23 protein-coding genes are annotated in these 23,867 nt (G+C 39.2%); 14 read left to right on the top strand and 9 right to left on the bottom strand.

What is annotated here, in order from left to right; translation table 11 throughout:
• The first annotated feature begins 177 nt into the window (after positions 1-177).
• Positions 178-1,272: a cytochrome-c peroxidase gene (locus CHI06_RS08185; protein ID WP_095247938.1), complete on the top strand. Its 1,095-nt coding sequence runs from the start codon at positions 178-180 to the stop codon at positions 1,270-1,272.
• 42 nt (positions 1,273-1,314) lie between these two features.
• Here the strand turns inward: CHI06_RS08185 and CHI06_RS08180 are convergent, their stop codons facing one another.
• The 5 genes from CHI06_RS08180 to CHI06_RS08160 all read right to left on the bottom strand — a co-directional run bounded on the left by CHI06_RS08180 (position 1,315) and on the right by CHI06_RS08160 (position 6,092).
• Positions 1,315-2,298, bottom strand: a complete 984-nt coding sequence (locus CHI06_RS08180; protein WP_095247937.1) for a metal-dependent hydrolase — start codon at positions 2,296-2,298, stop codon at positions 1,315-1,317.
• Positions 2,299-2,316: 18 nt separating this feature from the next.
• Positions 2,317-3,459, bottom strand: coding sequence for a glycosyltransferase family 4 protein (locus tag CHI06_RS08175; RefSeq protein ID WP_095247936.1), 1,143 nt, complete (start codon positions 3,457-3,459; stop codon positions 2,317-2,319).
• Between the two features lie 35 nt (positions 3,460-3,494).
• Positions 3,495-4,022 (bottom strand): phosphatase PAP2 family protein, encoded by a 528-nt coding sequence (locus CHI06_RS08170; RefSeq protein WP_095247935.1) that lies wholly within the window; start codon positions 4,020-4,022, stop codon positions 3,495-3,497.
• 18 nt (positions 4,023-4,040) lie between these two features.
• On the bottom strand, positions 4,041-5,369 hold the full coding sequence (locus CHI06_RS08165; protein WP_095247934.1) for a UDP-glucose dehydrogenase family protein: 1,329 nt from the start codon (positions 5,367-5,369) through the stop codon (positions 4,041-4,043).
• Positions 5,370-5,555: 186 nt separating this feature from the next.
• The gene (locus CHI06_RS08160; protein WP_095247933.1) at positions 5,556-6,092 is read right to left on the bottom strand and encodes a ribonuclease H-like YkuK family protein; all 537 of its coding nucleotides are present in this window, start codon (positions 6,090-6,092) and stop codon (positions 5,556-5,558) included.
• A 386-nt stretch (positions 6,093-6,478) separates the two neighbouring features.
• Between CHI06_RS08160 and CHI06_RS08155 the strand changes: the two genes are divergently transcribed.
• Complete coding sequence (locus CHI06_RS08155) at positions 6,479-7,549, top strand: amidohydrolase (protein ID WP_257009202.1); 1,071 nt, start codon at positions 6,479-6,481, stop codon at positions 7,547-7,549.
• Positions 7,550-7,731: 182 nt separating this feature from the next.
• On the top strand, positions 7,732-9,150 hold the full coding sequence (gene nhaC / locus CHI06_RS08150) for a Na+/H+ antiporter NhaC (protein ID WP_095247931.1): 1,419 nt from the start codon (positions 7,732-7,734) through the stop codon (positions 9,148-9,150).
• Between the two features lie 46 nt (positions 9,151-9,196).
• Here the strand turns inward: nhaC and CHI06_RS08145 are convergent, their stop codons facing one another.
• Positions 9,197-10,444, bottom strand: a complete 1,248-nt coding sequence (locus CHI06_RS08145) for a transcriptional regulator (protein WP_095247930.1) — start codon at positions 10,442-10,444, stop codon at positions 9,197-9,199.
• A gap of 73 nt (positions 10,445-10,517) precedes the next feature.
• Between CHI06_RS08145 and CHI06_RS08140 the strand changes: the two genes are divergently transcribed.
• Positions 10,518-11,627 (top strand): mandelate racemase/muconate lactonizing enzyme family protein, encoded by a 1,110-nt coding sequence (locus tag CHI06_RS08140; RefSeq protein ID WP_095247929.1) that lies wholly within the window; start codon positions 10,518-10,520, stop codon positions 11,625-11,627.
• Between the two features lie 14 nt (positions 11,628-11,641).
• On the top strand, positions 11,642-12,343 hold the full coding sequence (locus CHI06_RS08135; RefSeq protein ID WP_095247928.1) for an N-acetyltransferase: 702 nt from the start codon (positions 11,642-11,644) through the stop codon (positions 12,341-12,343).
• A 480-nt stretch (positions 12,344-12,823) separates the two neighbouring features.
• On the opposite strand, the gene CHI06_RS08130 is transcribed toward CHI06_RS08135, so the two are convergent.
• Positions 12,824-13,324, bottom strand: coding sequence for a DinB family protein (locus CHI06_RS08130; RefSeq protein WP_095247927.1), 501 nt, complete (start codon positions 13,322-13,324; stop codon positions 12,824-12,826).
• Positions 13,325-13,512: 188 nt separating this feature from the next.
• Between CHI06_RS08130 and CHI06_RS08125 the strand changes: the two genes are divergently transcribed.
• The gene (locus CHI06_RS08125; RefSeq protein ID WP_095247926.1) at positions 13,513-13,848 is read left to right on the top strand and encodes a PadR family transcriptional regulator; all 336 of its coding nucleotides are present in this window, start codon (positions 13,513-13,515) and stop codon (positions 13,846-13,848) included.
• The gene (locus CHI06_RS08120) at positions 13,848-14,846 is read left to right on the top strand and encodes an HAAS signaling domain-containing protein (protein WP_095247925.1); all 999 of its coding nucleotides are present in this window, start codon (positions 13,848-13,850) and stop codon (positions 14,844-14,846) included. The genes CHI06_RS08125 and CHI06_RS08120 overlap by 1 nt, the downstream gene beginning before the upstream one ends.
• A 36-nt stretch (positions 14,847-14,882) precedes the next feature.
• Here CHI06_RS08120 and CHI06_RS08115 read toward each other — a convergent pair whose 3' ends face one another.
• Positions 14,883-16,076, bottom strand: coding sequence for an MFS transporter (locus CHI06_RS08115; RefSeq protein WP_095247924.1), 1,194 nt, complete (start codon positions 16,074-16,076; stop codon positions 14,883-14,885).
• A gap of 200 nt (positions 16,077-16,276) precedes the next feature.
• On the opposite strand from CHI06_RS08115, the gene CHI06_RS08110 reads away from it, so the two are divergent.
• From CHI06_RS08110 to CHI06_RS08090, 5 genes are all read left to right on the top strand, one after another.
• The gene (locus CHI06_RS08110) at positions 16,277-16,684 is read left to right on the top strand and encodes a hypothetical protein (protein ID WP_095247923.1); all 408 of its coding nucleotides are present in this window, start codon (positions 16,277-16,279) and stop codon (positions 16,682-16,684) included.
• Between the two features lie 5 nt (positions 16,685-16,689).
• Positions 16,690-17,358 (top strand): PspA/IM30 family protein, encoded by a 669-nt coding sequence (locus tag CHI06_RS08105; RefSeq protein ID WP_095247922.1) that lies wholly within the window; start codon positions 16,690-16,692, stop codon positions 17,356-17,358.
• A gap of 151 nt (positions 17,359-17,509) precedes the next feature.
• The gene (locus CHI06_RS08100; RefSeq protein ID WP_095247921.1) at positions 17,510-18,226 is read left to right on the top strand and encodes a M50 family metallopeptidase; all 717 of its coding nucleotides are present in this window, start codon (positions 17,510-17,512) and stop codon (positions 18,224-18,226) included.
• Between the two features lie 20 nt (positions 18,227-18,246).
• Positions 18,247-18,918, top strand: coding sequence for a response regulator transcription factor (locus CHI06_RS08095; protein WP_095247920.1), 672 nt, complete (start codon positions 18,247-18,249; stop codon positions 18,916-18,918).
• The gene (locus CHI06_RS08090; RefSeq protein ID WP_257009201.1) at positions 18,908-20,329 is read left to right on the top strand and encodes a sensor histidine kinase; all 1,422 of its coding nucleotides are present in this window, start codon (positions 18,908-18,910) and stop codon (positions 20,327-20,329) included. The genes CHI06_RS08095 and CHI06_RS08090 overlap by 11 nt, the downstream gene beginning before the upstream one ends.
• Before the next feature lie 2 nt (positions 20,330-20,331).
• Here the strand turns inward: CHI06_RS08090 and CHI06_RS08085 are convergent, their stop codons facing one another.
• Complete coding sequence (locus tag CHI06_RS08085) at positions 20,332-21,186, bottom strand: hypothetical protein (RefSeq protein ID WP_095247919.1); 855 nt, start codon at positions 21,184-21,186, stop codon at positions 20,332-20,334.
• 185 nt (positions 21,187-21,371) lie between these two features.
• Here CHI06_RS08085 and CHI06_RS08080 point away from each other — a divergent pair, with 185 nt between their 5' ends.
• Complete coding sequence (locus tag CHI06_RS08080; protein ID WP_095247918.1) at positions 21,372-22,754, top strand: L-cystine transporter; 1,383 nt, start codon at positions 21,372-21,374, stop codon at positions 22,752-22,754.
• Positions 22,755-23,034: 280 nt separating this feature from the next.
• Entirely contained in the window at positions 23,035-23,397 is a 363-nt protein-coding gene (locus tag CHI06_RS08075; RefSeq protein WP_095247917.1) for a VOC family protein, read from the top strand.
• Positions 23,398-23,867: the final 470 nt, after the last annotated feature.

The raw sequence follows: 23,867 nt of genomic DNA, 5'->3' as shown, positions 1-23,867 counted from the left end.
TGCCTGTCACCGAGCGATTTTACTCGGTGACAGGCACCGCCCGTGGACACTTTCCACCTCAGGCGGACAGTCCTTTCTGTAATTGTTTGCTAATTTCTTCACATTCGGGTGCTATTTTTTAATAAAACCAATTTTATAATGGTGATAAGATATTAAAACCAGAGGAGCACTCTAAATATGAAGAGAATCGTGAAAGGCGCAGTTATTACTTTATTAATATGTATTGGATTGTCGGCATGTGGGGAGAAGGAGAAGGTAAAGGCTCCGACTAATCTTCCATCAGAGAAGCAGGAGGCAGTGCAGAACAGTGAGATTACTCCTGAAGAGCTTCTAGACAGCCTTCGAAATCATACGACGCTTATACCTATAGGAGGTATACCGATTCCAGAGGATAACCCGATGAAGCCCGAAGTGCTTGAACTTGGACAAGCGTTATTTTTTGATCCGAGACTTTCAGGGAATAATCAAGTTAGCTGCGCAACTTGTCATGACCCGAATTTGGGGTATGGCGATGCAAAACCGACCTTTGATAAATATACAGGCGGTAATGGAGCAAGGAACAGCCCAACTGTAATTAACTCCGGTTATTACACGTCCAACTTTTGGGATGGGCGAGCGGCATCTCTAGAGGAGCAGGCATTGGGTCCCATTCAAAATCCCAATGAGATGAACCAGCCGCTGGATGAACTTATTAAAGAGTTATCAGCCATCAAAGGGTACCAAGAACGTTTTCAAGCGGCTTTTAACGACGGAATAACAGAACAAAATATTGCAAAAGCTCTAGCTGCTTTCCAAAGGCAAATTGTTGTAAAGGATACTCCTTACGACAGGTTTCTGGAAGGGGACACAGAGGCATTAACGAAACAAGAGGTCAGCGGTCTCCGATTGTTCACAGGAAAAGCCCTTTGTGTGACCTGTCACAATGGACCAAACCTTTCTGATAACAATTTTTACAATATTGGTCTCAATACTGAAGACGAAGGCCGAAAAGCGGTTACAAAGCAAGAAGAGGATTTAGGCCGAATTCGCACGCCTGGATTATATGGAATTACGCATACTGCACCATATATGAGGGATGGCAGTCTTGCTACACTTGAAGAAGTAATTGATTACTATGAACGCGGCGGCGATGACCACCCCAATAAGAGCTTTTTTATCCAAAAATTCATGAGTCCTATTGGCTTAACAAACCAAGAAAAAGCAGATTTATTGGCCTTTATAAAAACCCTGGGTGGAGAGCCGCCGATTTTTAACAAACCAGAACTTCCATAATAAAATAAATGCCTGAGCCCCAATAATCAGGGGCTCAGGCATTTATTTTATGGATGTTTCCAACATTTTAATGACCTTTTTGTATTGTTTAATAGAGGTTAGTTTGCCAGTATAGGAAACTTGGTTCTGATTATCTAGAGATATGAACATGATTGCGAGCTTCGGAAAAAATTTCTTGGACCGAAAACGAAGGTCTTTCCAGTATATAAAATAGCCGTTTTTTCTTTTTTGAACAAAGGGGTAGGCAAAATGGGTGCTTTTAAGGAAGTTATCCACCTGATGATCCATACTGCTGTTTAAAACCAATCCTGGATAGTCTATTTTCTTTGAAAAAGTATGCTCTATCCATAATTCTCCTTGCGAATAAGACCCAAATAAAAAATCCTGAGTTGTTTCAATCATAATATTCCAGTGGAAAGCTGCTGTTTTAGGAATCATTTTTATCTGCAACGCATTTTGGAAATGCTGGCTAAGCTTCCATTTCGTATATTGAGTAGATAGAAACCGAATGAAAAGGTAAAAGACAATTCCTAAATAAACGAAAGAAAAGACTCTCCCTGTATCAAAAAAAGGAAGCAAACTAAATCCGAGGACATGGAGCATAATGATATATGGATCAACTAAAGGAAGGAAATCTAAGGACAGCCATTTTTTAGAAAACGGGCGTAATGCCTGTGTACCATTTACATTAAACAAATCTAAAAGAACATGTAATGTAACGGCAAGCAAAATCCATAAGAATAAGTGGGAGATAGAGTTGACTTGGAAGAATGGCAAAATAGCTGAGGTAGTAAGTATGCTCCATATAGGGATTGCCGGCAATGAGTGTGACCACCCCCGGTGATTTCGATAATAACTGCCTTTTCCCTTCAAACGATACATAAAGTCAAAATCAGGTGCGTTAGATCCCACTACTGTTCCGATTAGGACGGCTGCCGATAAGGCACTATTGTTTGTAACCACAGGATCAATTTGAGCAAGAGCACCAAGGCCGAAGCCAATGATAATGTGAGAAAATGTATCCATTACTTTTCCCCCTTAGCTTCAAGCATATATTTTTTTGGCGGGTTCATTGATAACATTAGAATATTGGTTAATAACGTCTTCAAAAATCTGATCCCATTTTTGTGTAAGTGCATACTTTCTAGCGTTTCTCGCCATTTGAACTCGTAAAGGTTCATTGTCTAACAAGTGAAGAATATTTTTGATAAAATCCTCTGCATTCCCCGGTTCACACAAATATCCGGTAACGCCCGTCGAAATAATATTTTTCACTCCGCCCGCGTTCGCCCCAATCACAGGTGTCCCACTTGCAAGAGCTTCCAGAACAACATTTCCAAAGGTTTCAGTGGGTGAGGGAAAAACAAATAGGTCTGTTGCTGAATAGGCCTCGGCTAATTCAACACCTTTCAAATAGCCAGTAAAGGTCATATTTGGAACTTCAGTCATTTTGAGCTCGTCAAGTAGCGGTCCATCGCCCGCAATGAGCCAATGTACTTGGTCATTTATTTCAGGAGGTAAAGAGCCAGCGACTTTCATGAGCGTTTTTAAATCCTTTTCTGGGGCCAGTCTGCCAACATAAGTAAGAATATATTTCTCAGAAATGGAGAATCGTTTGCGGGTAATTTCTTTTTTGTAATAAGGATGGTAGCCTTGGCAATCTACACCTCTTGGCCAGATTTCTAGGTTCCTGAAACCACGGTTATTTAATTTTTCAAGCGTATCCATTGAAGGTACAAAGAGTTTTTTAAAAGAACCATGAAACCATTTCATATATTTCCAAAGTGGTTTTGCTAAGAATTGAAGGTCATAAAAATGTAAATAGTCATTGAAATCGGTGTGATAGGAGCCGACAAGGGGAATATTTAGTTTCTTTGCAAAATAAACACCGGAAAGACCAACAGTGAAAGGAGTGGCAACATGAATCAAATCTGGAGAAAATTGCTCTAGTTCCGCCTTAAGCTGCATGATGTTAGGAAATGCCAATCTACATTCAGGATAAAGGAAAAAGGATAGACTTTTTAATCGGTGAATATGATCTGAAATATATTCATTTGAAACGGAAATAGGTGCAAAAACCTTATAGGAAATATGTTGAGATTCAAGATAGTCAGTAAATTTTTTGAGTGTATTTGCAACCCCGTTTACTTCCGGATAAAAGGTATCTGTGAAAATAGCAATTTTCATCTTAGCCCCTCCTGTTGTGAAAATCCGAATCATTTCTAGGATACTAAATAAAAACAGAGACTTCCGAAGCTCGCTCCTAGAATCCCCCCTGCAATAACGTCCGAAGGATAATGAAGCCCTAAATAGATTCTCGATAATCCTACACCAAGCCCTATAGGAAGAAGAACAATAGCTAATAAAGGTATATGGATTAAAAATGGAGCAATAACTGAGAAAACAGCTGTTGTATGACCAGATGGAAAAGAATGATCTTTCAAAGGATTAGGTAAGATTTTTGTTGTTTCAATTTGTAGATAGGGCCTTTTTCGCGGGAAAAGCTTTTTAACCAGTTGAACAGGTATATGACTTAGAGCTAAGGCGGCAGCACTTGAAATCGCTGTAAGTCTAGTTTGATTCGATGTAAAGATAATGAGTAATAATGTGGTTACACTGATAAAGAGAGCACCGCCAATTTGAGTAATCGTACGGAAAAGGAGATTCATAATCCTTTTATCAAAATGGCTATTAATCTGTTGAAAGACTTTGCATTCCAATTGATATAAGGTTTGGATTTTTCTCATCATGACAGTGTCTCCCTTAATTTAATGTTGTGGGGCACGCTTTTCACTTTCAATAGTTGGTCTGCCAATCGATACGTAGGTAATCGGGTACTTCTCCATATCTTTAAGGGAATAGCAATTTCGGCCATCGAAAACTATTGGTTCCTTCATATAGGCCGCGTACACATCCAAGGGAAGGTGCTTTATTTGATCCCATTCTGTTGCAATGACAGCAAAATCGGCCTCTTTAAGTGCTTGACGAATATTGGTTGTATACTCAATTGAATTTCCTATAAGCTTATGTGCTTTGGGAATTGCCATCGGGTCATAGGCAGTAATCACTGTGCCTTCTTCGAGTAATTCTTTAATAATTGTTAAAGAAACAGCTTCACGGATATCGTCTGTTTCTGGTTTAAAAGCAAGACCAAGCAAGGCTGCTTTTTTTCCTTTAAGTGAACCGACTCTTTCTTTTGCCTTCATCACTAGAAGGGAGTGCTGATACTGATTTACCTTAATGACGGACTCAAGCAATTCGAAGGGATGATGGACATTACCTGCCAGCTGAACGAGTGCTTGTGTGTCCTTTGGAAAACATGAACCTCCATAGCCAATTCCGGACTGAAGATAAGAAGTCCCAATCCGTTTATCCAATCCCATCCCATAAGAGACTTCCTCAATATTTGCCCCCACTTTTTCGCAGAGATTGGCAATTTCATTGATAAAGCTTATCTTCGTTGCAAGAAAGGCATTGGAAGCATATTTAATCATTTCTGCACTCCGAATATCTGTGAAGAGTATCGGGATCTTTGATGGAAGGTAGAGCTGTTCCATGATTGATGCTGCTTCAGGGTTATCTGCGCCAATTACGATTCGATCCCCTAAAAAGAAATCCATTACTGCTGAACCTTCGCGAAGAAATTCAGGATTGGATACTACATCAACCTTGAGGTGACGAGGCTTTCGCTGTTGGAAAATTTGCTTGATCATATCATTTGTTCCAACGGGAACGGTGCTTTTTGTACAGACAATTACGTCTTTCTGTATTGTGTTAGCAATGGTATAAACAGCCGCATAAATATAAGATAAATCAACTGCCCCATCTCTTTTTTCAGGAGTTCCAACTGCAATAAAAATGATATCGGCCTCTGAGTATGCTTGGTTCGGGTTTGTAGTAAAGAAAAGTTGACCGTTCGAGAGGTTCTTATCTAATAAAGGTTCCAGTCCAGGCTCAAAGAATGGGATGTGTCCTTTTTCGAGCATTTCTATTTTCTCTTTTTGAGTGTCTATACAGGTTACTTGATGCCCAGCTTCAGCAAAACAAACTGCTGTAACTACCCCAACATTTCCTGCTCCTGCAACTGTAATCTTCATCATATCCCTCCAAATAATAGTGGTTTGTTATATTCTATCTGAGTAATTTGAATTTTTTCTTAACCTAGTGTTAAGAGAGTGTAAAGACTTTGTATAGTTTGAAGGGACCCAGCACTTGTTCGCATTAATAAAGTAAAGACCTGAGCCCTGGTGCGTTTTTTGGTGAACGCAACATGGCTCAGGTCCCTATTTTGTGTACCGATTTGCATAGCTGGAGGCAACGAAGGCATTAGGTTTAATCTTTGGTTCCACACCCATCGACTCCATGCGGGCCACCATTTCTTTAACAAACTCACTGGTTTTGTTGCGTTTTCCAGAACCAATATCAATATGGCCCTCCATCGTGAAAGTTGCCCCCTGATAGACAAAGGGAAGGACGATATTGATTAACCGATCCTTTCTTTCCTCAGTAAATAATGCAACGATGTCCTCCGTTAATGAAAGTTCAAAGGAAATTCTCTCATGCAGATGAGTCATTTTTCTTGGGATTACAATCTTCCTTATGCAAGCCCAAGCCCCTTTACCCGCATTTTGAATGACAATACCCGTAATAAAAATGGTATGCCTTTTATGAACCTGTGAATCCGTCCCGACCATCAACCGATAATTCCCGCTTGGCGCTATGTTCATGAACTTTACAATGTTTTCGAATACCTCTTCAAATGACATGCTTTTCTCACGAAGATTCTGAAACGAATAATCAAAAACCTGATAATTTTTCATTTAGAACACCACATCTTTCCTTTCTAGAAGTAATGACTCTTACTTTCTTAATATTATTTTATGGAATAAAAATTATTCTTGTGCAACAGGAATTGGACATGCAGCATACAAAGTTGTCCCTTGTGATGTACACAATAACTAAAAGGTTTAGAGGATTATACATGAAAGAAGGTTAACTTTTCGTAAATATTGTGTGAGATTTGCTTTGAGTAATCAAAAAAACAATAAGACTGTCCACCTGGGGTGGAAAGTGTCTTTCTGTGGTGCCTGTCACCTTTTTAAAAAACATTGTAGGAACAAGTTCTTTTGATGTAATATGACTTTATTAGTTTTTTTTTTGTGGATAGGAGTGCGTAAAGTTGGCAGAAAATTTTGAAAGACAGATTTTGACCTGGTTTGATCATTTCCATGCTCATCCCGAGGTTAGTTGGAAAGAGGTTAAAACATCCCAAGCAATTGCAGATATTTTAGATAATCTTGGCATAGAATACACTCGTTTTTCTGATGTAACCGGGCTTATAGCGGAATTCGGCGAGGGAGAAGAAGTGATAGCAGTCCGGGCGGAAATAGATGCTTTATGGCAGGAGGTGGACGGAGTTTGGCAGGGGAATCACTCCTGTGGTCACGACGCTATTATTTCAATGGTGCTTGGAGCTCTTCTTTATTTGAAGGATCAGCGTCTCACTAAAAGGCTGCGTTTTATTTTTCAACCGGCTGAGGAAAAAGGAAATGGTTCAATTGCGATGATTGAAAGGGGGGCTATCGATAACGTCAGCCACTTATTCGGTATCCACCTTCGACCAATAGAAGAGCTTCCTATGGGACGAGTTTCTGCCTCGATTCATCACGGAGCGGCAATCTTTCTAGAAGGTAAAGTCCTCGGTGAAGATGCACATGGTGCCAGGCCTCACCAAGGTAAAAACGCTCTTGACGTGATTGTTGGACTGCATCAGTTCGTCAAATCAATTTATCTATCACCGTTTGAAGCCTATTCTGCAAAACTTACAAAAGTTATCGCTGGCGGAGAGAGCTTAAACATTATCCCAGGTTCTGCGGAATTTGCAATTGATGTCCGGGCGCAGAAAAATGAAGTTTTAGAAAAACTGAAGGATCAAATAGACCATGGAATGAACAGCTTAAAAGACCTTTATGGGGTGGATATCGAATGGAAATGGAGCGATTTTACTCCTGGTGCTGAGGTTTCTGCTGAAGCCGCAGCGATCGCCGAAGAAGCTATTCTGAGTGTTGCGGGCCATGAGGCGCTTTCACCGCCAGTAATCACTTCCGGAAGTGATGATTTTCATTTTTATACTATAAAGAATCCAAAATTGAAAGCAACGATGATTGGTGTGGGCGCTGACCTACAACCAGGATTACATCATCCAAAAATGACCTTTAACCCATCTGCCCTTGACCTTGGGGCACGGATACTTGCTGAAACACTGCTCAGGGCATAAAAATAGGATTGCGATGCATATCATGCATCGCAATTTTTTTGTCTAAATTATGAATAATTTTGATTGACGTAAAATTAACCTATGTATAAAATGTAATTACCGACTATTTAACGACAATTACTAATTTTCTAACAAGTAAGCGCTAACAATATTTACTATCTAATTTGGGCGGGGGAATGTGTATGAAAAAAGAGATGAGTTTTAAAATGGCTATGTTACCACTTTTAGTCATGATTGTGGTAATGGGGATTACGATCATCGTCCTTGAACAAGGACCGCATATTCCATTAATAATCGGAACATCAATTGCGGCCATCGTTGCTTGGCGCTGCGGTTATAAATGGTCAGAAATTGAGGAAATGATGTATAAGGGGATTCGCTTGGCTCTGCCTGCAATCGTTATCATCATTCTCGTTGGCTTAACAATTGGTGCCTGGATTGGCGGCGGAATTGTAGCAACCATGATTTATTATGGATTAAAGATCATTACCCCTTCACTATTTCTTGTTTCAATTACAGTAATCTGTATGATTGTATCATTGGCAATTGGAAGCTCTTGGTCAACAATGGGAACAATCGGTGTAGCGGGTATGGGAATTGGCTTAAGTATGGGAATTCCAGCACCAATGATTGCGGGTGCTATTATTTCTGGTTCTTATTTTGGCGATAAAATGTCCCCGTTATCTGATACTACTAATCTTGCATCCGGTTTAACTGGAACAGATTTATTTGTGCATATACGTCATATGCTTTATACTACCATTCCTGGTATCGTAATCACTTTGGTGATATATGGATTTATGGGCAGGAAGTTTGGTAATGAAGGAATGGATTCTGCTAGTATTGATAAAACGTTAGGAGTTCTCCAAGAAAGCTTTGTCATTTCACCATTTTTATTACTAGTTCCATTATTAGTTATTATTTTGGTCGCAAAGAAGGTACCGGCTATTCCGGCATTGATTATTGGTATTACACTTGGATTTCTCTCGCAGGTAGTTATTCAGGGCGGAGACGTTTCATCTGCAGTCGCAGCTCTGCAGAGCGGGTTTGTCATTGATACAGGTAATGAAATGGTGGACAACCTGTTTAACCGCGGTGGTCTTGATTCGATGATGTATACGGTCTCAATGACAATCGTAGCAATGACCTTTGGTGGAATTCTAGAGAACTCTGGAATGTTACAGGCTATTGTTAATCAGATTCTAAAATTAGCGAAGTCAGCTAGAGGTGTTGTTGCTTCAACTGTCGTTTCCTGTTTCGCAACAAATGCAACATGTTCTGAACAATATATTTCGATTGTTATTCCATCACGGATGTATGCAAAGGCCTATCGTGATAAGGGTCTTCATTCAAAAAATCTATCGCGGGCACTTGAAGATGGCGGTACACTTACCTCCGTGTTTATCCCTTGGAATACATGCGGCGTATTTATCTTTGGTACCTTGGGTGTTCATGCGTTAGATTATGGTCCATATGCAATTTTTAACTTGATCGTACCAATTATTTCTGTGATTTATGCACTGACTGGAATAACGATTACAAAATTGACTGATGAAGAAATGCTTCAGGTTAAAAAAGAAGACGAAACCGTCTCCGCTTAATAAAATAAGGAAAGTTCACCTTAAAGGGAACTTTCCTTATTTTTTATTAATATGCTGGCATGTTAAGTTCATAAATTGCTCTTGGACGGCCTTGGTGGTACACCATTTCTTCGCCGACAACCTTTACATAACCGTTATCAGCGAGCTTTTTTACAATTCTTTCGGTGGAACGGCGGGTCACCTGAAGATAGTCGGCCAGGTCAGCAGTTGTAAATTGTAAGGACTGCCTTGATTTACTGAACTCAATAATTTTAGAAAGATTGCCAGGACTTAGCTTTGTTTCCTTTGCAATGTTTAAAAGCTCGGGATGGTCATTTTTTAAACTATGTTGTTTATGCTCATATGGGAAGGGTCCAACTAATTCCTTGTCTTCGGTTAGAATATAACCACATTTTGAGGACAATTCTTTTTCTGCAAAACGCAGGGCAATTTTAGCATGTTGATCTGCTTCTTTCAACGTTAATCCGTAACCAAAACCGACTAGAAGAGGACCTTTCCATTTTTCTAAAAAATCGATGACGCGATTTCTATCTATTTCCCCCCGAGTACTATATAGGGCAAATAGGGTTCCGTTTAATGGTTGAACATATGCGTTAAGCAGGTGAGCAAGGGTATTAATTTGGTCCTGCTGATGGTTTTGGAGTGAAAGGTAACCAACAGCGACTTGAGCAGCTTTACTCTTAATAAGCTCCCCTTGAGCTTTTGCTGATTGCAAACCGCGAATCAAGGAAACCTGCGGATCAGCCATTCGAATGGCAGGAACACCAAGAGAGTGGAGTCGATCATAAACCGCATGTACACTTGTTAATGCAATTTTCGTTATGCCTTGCTCCCAAAGATTGTAGTGAAATTGTACAATACTATCTAAATTGAAACAGTCTTCAAGCAATTGTTGTTTAAAATCCATAATCTGCAGCGATTCAATCCTAATTTCACTTTCAGAAAGAACATTACGAATGATAGAAGCATCATACAAATCAATAGATATTCTCTCAAGTGGTACATTCCTATTTTGTGTAATAGCTAATAAAGAAGCAGCAATTGTTATTTCATCCTGAGTTAGAATAAGGGTTGGATATGGCAGGTTGTCGAAGTGCTTTTTTGAAAAATAGTAAGGAAGAGCCCCTGAGAAAAAAACAACATCACAAGGCTTTAATTTTCTAGTAAGCTCGGCAGCTTCCTGTGGATGTTGATATATATAGGGATCAATTGTAATATCAGTCATTTGACTGGAGGCGCTTACAATTTTTTGCAAAAATTCACTCGAGCCGAAGACAGCAATTTTCGTAGCCATGTTTAACACATCCTAATTAACGTCTGTATAACGACAACTATATCATATTATTGTTTGGAGAGGAATGACTATTATGAAAATTACGTCAATTCAACTTTTTGCCATCCACTTACCTCTAAAAGAACCATTTATCGTTAGCTACCACACCTATAATCATATGCCGTCCATCATTGTAAAGGTCACAACGGATGAAGGAATTGTTGGGTATGGTGAGGGAGTACCGGATGAACATGTGACAGGCGAGACTTGGGAAAGCACTTTTGAAATGATTAAAAATACCTTAGGCCCAGTCCTGATAGGTCAAAACCCGATGGAGATTGAGCGAATTCACGAAGTGATGAACAAGGCAATTTATGGAGCACCAACGGCGAAGGCAGCTATTGATATTGCTTGTTTTGATATAATGGGGAAAAAGTTGCAACAGCCAGTTTATCAGCTTATTGGCGGGCGTTATCACGAAGAATTTCCGATTACCCACGTGCTTAGTATTGCCGAACCTGAAGAAATGGTTGCTGAAGCTGCTTTAATGATGGATAAAGGCTATCAATCTTTTAAAATGAAGGTTGGAACAAAAGTTAGCAAAGATGTTGAACGAATTAAAGCGGTTCGTTCGCAAGTAGGGGAAGACATTGCCATCCGTGTTGATGTGAATCAAGGATGGGTAAATAGCGCCACCACCATTACTGCAGTGGAGCAGTTAAAGAGCCTTGGGCTTGATTGGCTGGAACAGCCGGTTGCTGCCGATGACATCGATGGAATGGTCGAAGTAAAGTCGAAAACGATGATTCCGCTGATGATTGACGAGGGTTTAAAGGGAACACGGGATATGCGGGAGATTATACAAAAGCGTGCCGCGGATAAAGTGAACATAAAACTAATGAAATGCGGGGGTATTTATCCGGCTGTAAAGCTTGCACACCAGGCGGAGTTAGCGGGAATGGAATGTCAGATCGGTTCAATGGTCGAATCCTCAGTTGGTTCGGCGGCAGGGTTCCATGTTGCTTTTTCAAAGAAAATCATTACAAGCGTCGAGCTGACAGGGCCATTGAAATTTTCTAGAGATGTTGGCAATTTGGTATATGATGTACCATTTATCCGGTTAACGGAGAAGCCTGGGTTAGGGGTAGAAGTTAACGAGGAAACGCTGAAAGAGCTAACCGTTTTTCAAGGTTTTGTTCAATGAAGGAGGGACTGTTCTTGAGGTGGATATATGAAGGAATACTTAGAAATGGGAATGTACCCTATAAGGTCCGAAAATTGGGTGTTGAAGACTTGGAAGAGATTTTAGAGGTGCAGAAGCTAGTTGTACAAGCAATGGAAAGCCCAAGAGTACTTCAGCCTCTGTCGGAGGATGAATATCAGTATATTCTAGAGGGTAAGGGCTTGATGATTGGTGCATTTACAGGGAATGAAATGATTGCCTTTCGAGCACTGCTCATTCCGCCAATCGATGAAGAACACTTAGGACGGGATATTGGTTTGGAAGAAAATGAACTGCCAAAGGTTCTCTATCAGGAGATTTCGAATGTACTTCCTGCATTCCGTGGAAATCAATTGCAAAAAATACTGGCCGGTGTAATTATGGAAGAGCTAAGTAAGGAGAATTACTGTTACCGCTACATTTGCTGTACAGTTGCACCATTCAATATTCCAAGTTTAAAGGATAAGTTTTCTCAAGGGATGCGAATCGCAGCCCTCAAAGAAAAGTACGGCGGCAGCTTACGCTATATTTTTGTAAAAGACCTAGAAGAAAACAGAAAGAAAGCAACTTTAATCCAGGAAAGCACCCGAATAAAGATGGGGGATACAGAAGGTCAAAAAAGGTTAATCCCCCAAGGCTGGCGCGGTGTAAGGATGGAGGAAGAAGAAGGCGAACATTGGTTGGTTTATGTACGGTGACAATGTACGGTGACAGGCACCACTAATGTACATTTGTACGTCTGGGGTGGACAGTATGAAAGAGCTGACAATGGTCAGCTCTTTTCGTTTTAGGCTCTTTTCGTAAATATTGTTGTTTTTTGTGCCAGACCCTGGAATAAGGACTAATCCTTATAGCTGCTCATGAGATTTGTCCTCAAGACCCTGGATTAAGGACGAATCCTTATGGAGGAACGTAAGATTTGTCCTCAAGACCCTGGATTAAGGACGAATCCTTATGGCGACTCATGAGATTTGTCCTCAAGACCCTGGATTAAGGACGAATCCTTATGGCGGTTCATGAGAATTGTCCTCAATCCCATCGATTAAGGTGAATCTTCCTTGCCGCATTCAGGCTGGTTTGGTAAATTCGAAGGCAATCGAGACCTAATCAGCTGCCTTTTTAAAATCCTAGAATTAAATCTGTTTGAAAACAACAATCAATGCTAAAACAGTTTAGTTTTATAACTGAGATTTAATTTCTTTGATTTGCTCGATATGCCGTTCTTCGTGAAGATAGATCAATTCCACCCATTGATCTAGCGGCGTGTAACCAAAGAGTGGGTGCTTGGTTGATTTTTCGGCTAAAATAGACTTGTCTTCTAGTTGATTATAAAACTCCAAAAATAGGTTTCTTGAATTATTTAAGAGTTCTTTAATCTGTTGGGAATCCAACGGCTCGTCGCCAGGCGCCACTATATCGGGTGCTTTTGCCTTCTGGGTGCGGTCAACTGCCAGCTGAACAGGCTTCGGCTCCGCCTTTTTTCCATTGACTTTATTAAGTCCATAAATGATTGCTTGTGTAAAGGCACTTTCTGTTAAGTACAAATGATGGCATACCTGGGCAACACTCCATGTAACCTCATCAGGTTTCTTATTCAGCCTTTCATAGCTTAAACCAGAAATTTCTTTTAACAACCTATTCCTTGTTGCAATTAGTTCCTCCACTACATCGATACTCATGGCATATCACCCCTCAAATAGACATTCAATATTGTTTATATTCACCTTTATAAAAAATATTCCTTCTAATCAAAATGGAAAAATATTACTGATTTTTAATTGTTATGTGAACAACAATAGTGTATGATACATAGTATAAAGTATAGTGTATGACGTACAGCATAAAAGCAAAGGAGGTGGATGGATGAATGAGTACCTTATTAAATTCACTAACTACTGAGCTAAGGAGAGGGACATTAACATTGGCGGTGTTAAGTCAGCTGCGTACACCACAATATGGATATTCCCTTGTCCAATTATTAGAACAATGTGGGATTTCGATTGAACAGAGTACACTATATCCGTTGCTTCGCCGCCTGGAAAAACAAGAGTTAGTCACAAGCAGCTGGGATACAACTGAAAGCAGACCACGCAGGTATTATGTGTTAACACCATATGGTATCGATATCTTTCAGCAATTAAAGGAAGAATGGGAAAAGACTTCGCAAGAGCTTTCCCTATTATTAAAAGGAGAGGATAACTGATGAGAATGATCGACCTTTATATTCAAGAGGTTACTCGCAGGCTCCCAGAGAAAAGTCGAGAGGATATTGCACTCGAGCTTCGTTCAACAATTGAGGATATGCTTCCGGATGATTACACTGAGGATGATGTTAAGCCGGTCCTTGAAAAAATGGGGAATCCGGCAATCCTGGCGAGCGGATACCTAGATCGTCCCATGCATTTAATAGGTCCGCGCTACTTTGATGTCTATATCAATCTGCTAAAAATAATTCTCCCCATTGCTGCAGTAATTTCCCTGATTTCATTGATAGCCAATACGATTATTTCCTATTCTGGGGAGGAAGCAGTTTTAAATGTACTATTAGACGTAATAGGTTTAGGAATTTGGGGAATAGTGAGCACCGGTATTCAAGTGTTTTTCTGGTTAACGGTGGTGTTTGCGATTATTGAACGAACAGACCATAAGAATAGTCAGACGCCATTAACAGCATGTTTTAAAGAGTGGACGCCTGATGACTTAAATAATATTCCTTATATTCCAAAGGAAAAAGCTATATCAAAGGTGGAAGTGTTTCTTGGATTGCTTTGGACAGCAATCTGGGCAAGTGTCTATTTCAATGCAGCTAGTCTTCTAGGAGTCTATGAAAAAGGAAGTAATGGTCTCGAATTTGTAACGCCAACCTTCAATCAAGAGGTTCTGTTGTCCTACTGGCCATTGGTGGTGGTTGTTGTTGGGCTGGAGATTGCCTTAGACTTGTATAAATTGACAACGGGTCAATGGACTAGAAAAATTGCAGTGCTCAATACGGTTATGCATGGTGTCTCCTCGCTTGTATTTATCGTCATCATTAGCAACAATCAATTATTTAATCCAGCATTTGTTACCTATATGACTGATCTATTTAGTCTCACTGGTGATTTTGATAACTGGTTTTCCTGGGGAGCGATATTTTCATTCCTATTATTTGCTGTAGTTGATGTATACCAAGGCTTTCGAAAAGCTAATATAAAAAAATAACAAAAGGCATCATCCAAATGGATGGTGCCTTCATCATTAATTCTCCTGTTGTACCGTACGAAGTTGATTGTTTTTTATATAGAAGATGATAGTGATAAGAATGGTTAGTCCACCATAAAGGACGCACATTAACTGTAGTCCGATGAAATCCAGAAAGAATCCAGTTAAAAGCAGCACGATTTGGAAGCCAATCCGGTCAAGCATATTACGGAACGAGAAAAACCTTCCATGGAAATCCTTCGGTACTTTTGTTTGAAATATAGTAGATGCTGTTGGATAGAAGCAGCCAACAGAAAAACCAAAAACCAGAAATGCTGCTATTGTTACAACGGTAACATCCGCAAAATAAAGCAGAAGCTGAGACAGACCGACGAGGATCGAGCTGCTAAATAAAATGGTGTAAGAAGATAGTTTGTCACTTATTTTTTTAATGAAGAACGCACCAATCATAAAGGAAACGCCTTCAGCTGCATAAATCCAGCCTTTGATAGCGGAACTATCCTGAAGTTCACTGATGTTAATCACCAAAAGGTTGAATCCGCCTAGAAACAAAAGTGGAACCAGTGTCATCAATAGGGTCATGAAGACAACCGGAAGACCCTTTATCACAGGTAATACATCTTTAAAACTCGATTTTCCATTGGTATTCTTCTTTGCTGGAGAAATATTATTTTCCTCAAAGTTTAAGAACCAAGTTAGGATAAGTAATCCTAGGTAGGCAACTAATGAACCGATATAGAGCATGGATAAGGGAAGGAGTACCAAGAGAATCCCAGCAACGGCCGTACCGATGATCCGTGAAAGGGTGGATACATTCATATGAACTCCATTAAGCTGGAGTAAATCCTTATCTTTAACAATAAGAGGAATCGCTGCTTGCAGTGCTGGAAAATAGAAGGCAGCAGAAATCTGAATCGAAACAAAAAATACAAGCATCCACCAAACAGATCCTGTAGCTATCGCAATTAGCATGAAGACGACACTGATCGTACGCAATAACCCCGACCATAGCATGACTGTTCTTTTACTTTTTTGGTCTGTAATTTTGCCCGCATAAGGGCCAACGACAATACCTGCTACCAGCCCAGTAGCCATAAGAAGTGATTTTAAGAAATCAGAAGGTATCTTTTCCTGCATGAATTCTAAATTTCCAATAATCCCAAGCCATAAGCCAAGACCAGCGATAAATTCCCCTGCCAAAATAATCCATACATTTCTGTTTTTCCACATAAGCTGGCCTCTCAATCATTTAAATTAATTCTCAAACACTATCATAATCTAATTGTTAATAGATTAGAATAGCTACTTTTTCTTTTAAGAGAAGTACAAATTCTTTTTAAAAATTTATATTAACTGTCCACCTTTCACCAAGTTTTCACCATTGTCATATAAACTTCAAACTATCAAGAACGAAAGGAGGAAAAATAGCGATGAATACTAGAGTTAAACTAGCCATTTTCTGGGGTGTGATGATTACGTCAGCACTGGTTGTAATTAATTTCTTTCTGCATTTCTTAGGAGGAAATCAAACCAATGTTGTGTTCCAAAATGGGTTTCGACGTGAAGGCCGGGGGCACCATGGCGGAAGGGGACCCCACCAGTTTATGAATGGCCCTCATCACGGCGGAGAATTTTCATGGCTTGGACTCTTATTATTTCTGATTATTGGACTAGCCATTGTAGTTCTAATCGTGAGATGGGTTAGAAGGAAAGCAAAAAATTCAGCTATGCAACAGTTTATTGAAACACCTGTTACAGGTTCACATATTCCAATCGTCAATCAAAATGCAAGCATGCTAGACCAGTGGGAAAAAAATATAAGCAAAAAAGGAGAATAATGAAAATGGGTATATTTAAAAGAGTAAAAACGATCACGAAGGCTGAAATTAATGGATTATTAGATGGGATGGAAGATCCAATTGCAATGTTGAATGAATATTCCCGAGAATTGGAACAGGAAATTCTAAAGGGTCAAAAAGCGTTATCACAACAATACCTTGTGGAGAAAAAACAAGCCCTTTTACTGCTAGAAACAGAAGAATTGATAGCAAAAAGAACGCGCCAGGCGAAACTAGCCATTGAACAAGAAGAGGATACAATTGCGAAGCTAGCGGTTCAGGAAAAGCTGCTTCATGAAAAACAGTATAACCTGTATCAGCAGCAATTGGAGGCAATCAAAGAACAGACCCAAATCTTAGTAGAAAAATTGAATCAGTTGAAGGAAACCTATAATGAATTACAGCATAAGAAAATTTTATTAGCTTCCCGGGCAAATGTGGCTCAGTCGATTAAACAAATTCAAAAAGCGACTGTTTCCTTTCAAACGGATAACATTGCAAGAGGAGTTGCACGTGCAGAGGAGCGTATTATGTTGATGGAGGCTCAGGTACAAGCGGGCAGCCAGTTCACCAGCCCTTTAGCCCAGCATGATGCTGTTTTCCAAAACTATGTAAGAGAAGAAGAACTCGAAAAGGAACTTGAAAAACTAAAACAAGAAAAAGTGACGTTGTAAGGCTGACGGGAAGAAGGAAGCACTCTTAGCAGGATTGGTGCTTCTTTTTCCTTTGGCTGTGTTAGATTGGTCTGTTGATTTGCCTGGAGCGCAAATCAACAGACCAATCTAACACAGCCTTTCTTTATAAAAATGGAAAGGAGAATTCAACGTGAGTACTACCAGCCTCATACTGTTATACTTGGCGGCAGCGCTGGCCATTAGCAGGCTTCCTATGTTTAGAGTTTATTTTTCCCTATGTAATACACTAATAGAAAAGATTATTCATGTTTTAGCAGTGGTTGCCACGAAAGAAGGAAAATCTAATAAAATTAAATTATATAAAAACGGCTCAGGCGAGACAACAAGTATTGTCAATTCGAAAATACAGAAGGTAATGATCGTTTATATTGGCTATACGGGTACATTATTACTAGCAATGGGGTTATTTTATTTACTGTCATTGAATAAGTTTCATTTCGTTTTTTATTTCTTTATCGCTCTAATGGTAATCTCTATTTTACTTTGGATTCGCAACCTTTTTGGGATTTTGTGGGCGTTATCATTTGTTGCGCTATTAGCTGTACCACTGTATTTCAGAAATGAATTAGCTTTTATGCATATAAGTATCTTTTTATCCTCACTTATTCTCATTCAAGCCATTATAAATGCCTTCCAAGTAATAAGACAAAGTTTTAGGACTGAAGGAAAACAGGGCGCTTTAGCAAAAATTGCAAGGATACCAGCTATTATTTGTGGAATCGCCTTACTTGGCCAGTCGCTCTATGCAGCATATTTTATTTTCAACGAAGTTCTCAATTTTAAAGTGGCTATGATAAGATTTGAGTTGTTAGAAATCATCCAGATAATGGACAAGTTTATCACCTGATTAAAAGGAGATTCTAAATCATGAAGATCTTATTAGCAGAAGATGATTCACAGCTAGGTGAATTGATTGTATATATGCTAACGAAAACTGGATACAAGGTAGAGTGGGTAATGGAAGGGGAAGATGCCTATTATTACGCTTCCAATACACACTATGATGTATTAATCCTTGATTGGATGATGCCAAACGGTGATGGGGTTGATGTCTGCCGCCGATTACGGAAACAAGGATATTCAGGTGCTATCCTGATGTTGACTGCAAAAGATACAGTGGAAGACCGGATCGAGGGATTGGATTCCGGAGCGGATGATTATCTTGTTAAGCCTTTTGAAATAGGAGAATTGCAGGCACGCTTACGGGCTCTTTCACGGCGTAATTATGCCCCTATTTTAGAAGAGGAAATTACGTTACAAGATCTAGTTCTAAATCGAAACGGTCATTTTGTCCGATTTGGGATTGAAGAAATTCAATTAAGTCCTAGGGAGTACCAGCTATTAGACTTATTGGTCCAAAATAAAGGACAAGTCATCCCGCGTGAAGTTATTCTTGAACGAATTTGGGGGTTGGATTCTGACGTTGCGCTTAAAACGATTGATGCAACCGTTAAGCTTATCCGAAAAAAATTGGATAAAGTAGGAAAACAAGAGTTGATTCAAAGTGTAAGAGGGGTAGGTTATAAGCTTGAAAACTAATCTGCTTTCATTCTTCCGCTCATTAACAAACTTTGGTGAGAAGGATGTCTTTAAAAGTACCCAAGGCAGGCTTACCCGTATCTATAGTGGGCTGCTGATTTTATTTCTTATTATCTTTATTATGATTGTTTATTCCGTACTTTATTTTAGTATTTTGAGGAATCAGGAGACTGAACTTGAAACATTAGTGAATCAGGAAGCGGGTTTTTTAGAGGATTATTTAACGACAAATGAAAAAAGTGATTTTCGCGGGATTCAAAATCAAGAGGTAGTGTTTGCCGGAGCCAACCAGCTTTTTTATTATGTTGTGAATTCAAATGGAGAATTGATAATGGGAAACGAAGCAGATCAGCGAACCCGATCTGCTATATTAGGGATTTTGAATGGAAAGGTTTTGGACGATGGAGACATTCTTAAGGAAACAATTCATCTAGAAGGAAGCGAGAAAGGCAGAGGAAAACCAGGCGAATTTTTTCAACGCAGGCCCGAGAGAGACATCACCCTGATGATTGCCAGCGAGTCGATTTACGATAATGGCCGCTTTGTCGGCAAATTGTTTATTGGTAAGGATATTTCCTTTGCCTATCAGCTTTTCCATTGGCTATTGATCATCCTTTTAGTAATTGGAATTGTGTTTGTAGGTGTGGCATTACTTATTAGTGCAGCCATGTCTAAAAAAGCAATGATTCCGATTAGCAGAGCTTTTACTAGACAGCGGGAGTTTGTGGCAGATGCATCGCATGAATTACGAACTCCCTTAAGTGTGTTGTTATCTTCATTAGACGCAATAGACATGACAATTGATACGAAGGAAGAAGAATTTGCTGGTAAGCTGTTGTCCAATATGAGGCAGGAAGTGAAACGGATGACAAGCTTGGTAAGTGACTTGTTAACGCTAGCACGTTCAGATTCAAATATCATCGAACGGAGAACTGAGACGTTTGACTTTCTTCCTCATGCTGAGAAAGCGATTGAATCTGTCCAGCCACTAGCAGATTCAAAGCAGATTAGGCTCCATTTAGAGGCTCCGGATTCACTGATGGCAACGGGAGATTCGCAGAGATTATCGCAACTGCTATATATACTGTTAGACAACGCTATTAAATACACACCAGGTAATGGAGAGGTATGGCTCTTACTAACAAGGGAAGGTAATGAGCTTTGTATGAAGGTTAAAGATACGGGGATAGGGATTAAAAAAGAGGACCAGGTTCACATCTTTGAGCGTTTCTACCGTGTAGATAAATCGCGTTCACGACAAATGGGAGGACATGGGTTAGGACTTTCCATTGCAAAATGGATTGTGGAAACACATAAAGGAACCATTAACATTTCAAGTGAAGTAGGAAACGGTACTGTATTTACAATTCGAATCCCTATTAATCATTTAATGCCTGATCCTTTTATTTAGGGTCAGGCATTTTTGGGTGGACCAATTGAAAGATGTTTGCTAATAGAGACGGTTAGTTTCAATATGACAACGGACAAAATGACATAATACCATGGATCCCACCAGACCTGGCTGTGGAGAATTCCTGCTTTTTGCAGGAGAATGTTCACCGTAAACATCAAAAGGGGTGTCAAAACATATTTCACCCATTTAAGCTTCCAATGACGTTTGGCAATCCATACGTAGAAAATACTGGCGCATATATAAAAGAGGGCACTAAAGGCAGTAGTATCTTGGGAGAGATTGTCAAACCAACACAGTTCATAATATCTATTTGACAAAAACATAATAGGCATAATATGCAGAGAACCAGAGAAGGGACTAACAATTAAAAACAGGAATATTGAATGCAGGAACCCGTTTAATGGATTCGATAACAGTTGATGGAACACTTTTGCTAATGGGAAGTAGACAAGTAATCCAAAAGATGTGAAACCAATCTTCCACCAATTATGGGAATAGATATGTAGCTTCAGAAATGTCCATTCAATCCCTGCAAATAAGCTAATAAAAAAAAATATCCATATCCAATTTTTTCGCAGAGTAGCAATAAAAGTAGCGACAACAGGTAATGCCAAGGCATTTGAGGCAATTGCCCCCATATTACTATCGTAAATAGTATCGTGCTTAATTAGTTTAGGATAATACTGATAACTTTGTCCAAAGTTGTAAATCGCTGCTTCTATAAGATATCCAAGACCCACTATGGTGACAAAAAGCAATAAACTTCTGCAGCTTCTTGTTTTTATATACACATAAATTAACAGAAGAATACTTAAGATACCTAATCCGAGATACCAGTAGGAATTAAACTCCATATTTATATCTCCTTCTGTTTATTATTGTTAGCAGGTAGTATTCATCAAAGTGAAAAATTTATTCAAATTATTAGAATAAAAAAAACATATTATTCCTACTTGACTGATAGGAATATATGTATTAATATTTTCATAGACTAATTAACGCAACAAAGAAATACATATAAATAAAAGGGGGAAATAAGATGAATGCAATTCTTATCATTGTGAATGTTGCAGTATTGCTTTTACTCATGGTTGGTTTGCGCCTAATGGCAAAGAAACATGTATCATTCTCAAAACGTGTATTCACAGGTTTAGGTTTAGGACTTATCTTTGGTTTTATTATTCATTTAATTTATGGTATAGACTCTGAGGTTACAACGGAATCCATCGCGTGGTTTAATATTGTAGGATCCGGTTATGTTAAGTTACTACAAATGGTGGTTATGCCGCTTGTATTCATTTCAATCGTAGGAGCTTTTACAAAATTAAAATTAACGAAGAATATCGGAAAGATCAGTATCCTTGTAATTGGAATTTTACTTGGAACAACTGCTATATCTGCAGCAATTGGAATTGGAACATCATTAGGGTTTGGTCTTGATGGTATCGAATTGACTGAAGGTGAAGCAGAAATTGCACGAAATGCTGCATTAGAGGAAAGAGTTGTCACAGTTGAAGCAATGACCATTCCTCAACAAATCCTTGAGTTTTTCCCAGCAAATCCGTTTGCGGATTTAACAGGTGCTCGAGCAACTTCAACGATTGCAGTTGTTATCTTTGCAGCTTTTATCGGAATTGCTTACCTTGGAGTAAAGCGTAAAGAGCCAGAACATGCTGAACTTTTTGCGAAAATCATTGATTCTCTCTATTCAGTAACGATGAGAATTGTTACGTTAATCCTTCGTTTAACGCCATATGGCATTTTAGCAATCATTACAAAGGTTGCAGCAACAAGTAACTATGACGCTATTGTAAAATTAGGTAAGTTTGTTATAGCTTCTTATGTAGCACTTATTCTTGTATTTATTGTTCATTTATTGTTATTAGCAATCGCAAAGATTAACCCAGTTAATTTTGTGAAAAAGGCTTTACCAACTTTAACATTTGCGTTCACTTCTCGTTCAAGTGCAGGAACACTGCCGTTAACGATTAAAACGCAAACAAAAGACTTAGGTGTTTCTGAAGGGATTGCAAACTTTGCAGGTTCATTTGGATTAACGATTGGTCAAAACGGATGTGCTGGGGTTTATCCAGCAATGCTAGCGGTTATGGTTGCACCAGCAGCTGGTATTGACCCACTTAGCCCAGGATTTATTATTTCACTAATTCTTGTAGTTGCCATTAGCTCATTCGGTGTAGCAGGTGTTGGTGGTGGTGCGACCTTCGCAGCACTAATCGTACTATCTGTTATGAACCTTCCAATCGCGATTGTGGGTCTTCTAATCTCAGTAGAACCACTAATTGACATGGGACGTACAGCGCTAAACGTAAGCGGATCAATCACATCCGGAGTCCTAACAAGCAAAGCAACAGGTGAATTTGATAAAGAAGTATATCAACAACAAAACATTGTAGAAGCATAGAATATAGTGATAAATATGGGTGACAGGCACCACTCGTGGACACTGTCCGTGTGGTATGGACACTTTAGGATTTACTGGATAGTCATGATGACTATCCAGTTTTTTTATAGGTTAAAGTCTAATTAAACGGTTGATTAAATCGGACGGTAAACTAATCAAACGTTTAATTGAATCGGCTGCTAAACTAATCAAACGTTTGATTAAAAGGTTAGGAAGTCTTGGTATTACTCGGTTTTATTGATAATATTGGATTTGAAAGATGTTCAGGGAGGTTTTAAGAATGATTACGAATATTGCAACAGTAGCAGTTTATGTGGAGGATCAGCAAGAGGCAAAGGATTTTTGGACAAACAAGGTGGGTTTTGAAGTAAAAGCAGAGTTTCCTATGGGACCCAATGCACACTGGCTGGAGGTAGGTCCACAAAATGCAGGCACGCACCTCGTCATTTATCCTAAATCAATGATGCAGGGACATGAAAACAGGATGGCTTCGATTGTGTTTGCTTGTGACAATGTCATGGAAACGTATGAAAAAATGAAAGCAAATGGAGTGTCTTTCCAAGGTGAGCCTAACACCATGCAATGGGGTACCTTTGTGCAGTTCAATGATGAAGATGGTAATGAGTTTTTATTAAAGGGGTAAATTGTCGTATTATAGGTTATTATTGTAATTGTTTACCATTAACTTTGCTGTTATGATTGAAGTAGTTATAGAGAAATGGAGGTTTTCCACATGAAGTATCGCAGATTAAGATTCCAAATTTTGAACCGTTAACTAAATAACGTTCAAGCTCTGCCAGTGCGTGCGGAGTAAATGGGATTGGTCTGCCTTATTTTTAAGGAAACCTTTATTTTACGGTAGGTAAAAAAGAGGGGGCGAGTCTACCCTCTTTTTTGCTGTCTTTAAAAATAATAATGAATACGAATAATACCTGCATTAACACAGTTCAGGTATTTTCAAGCAGGGGTCCATACAAAACCAGATAAGTCATTATCGGGTATTTTTTGTATTGTCTTTTCCATTTACGTAAGCACAGGCGGGCAGCCCTGTGTTTTTTATTTTTCCAAAAGGCTGTGTTAAATTAGGCTGTTGATTTGTGCTCCAGGCGCTTC

The organism is Bacillus sp. 7884-1 (genome assembly GCF_002272245.1).
Lineage (GTDB): Bacteria > Bacillota > Bacilli > Bacillales > Cytobacillaceae > Neobacillus.
This window is presented reverse-complemented; position numbering and strand designations above follow the sequence as displayed.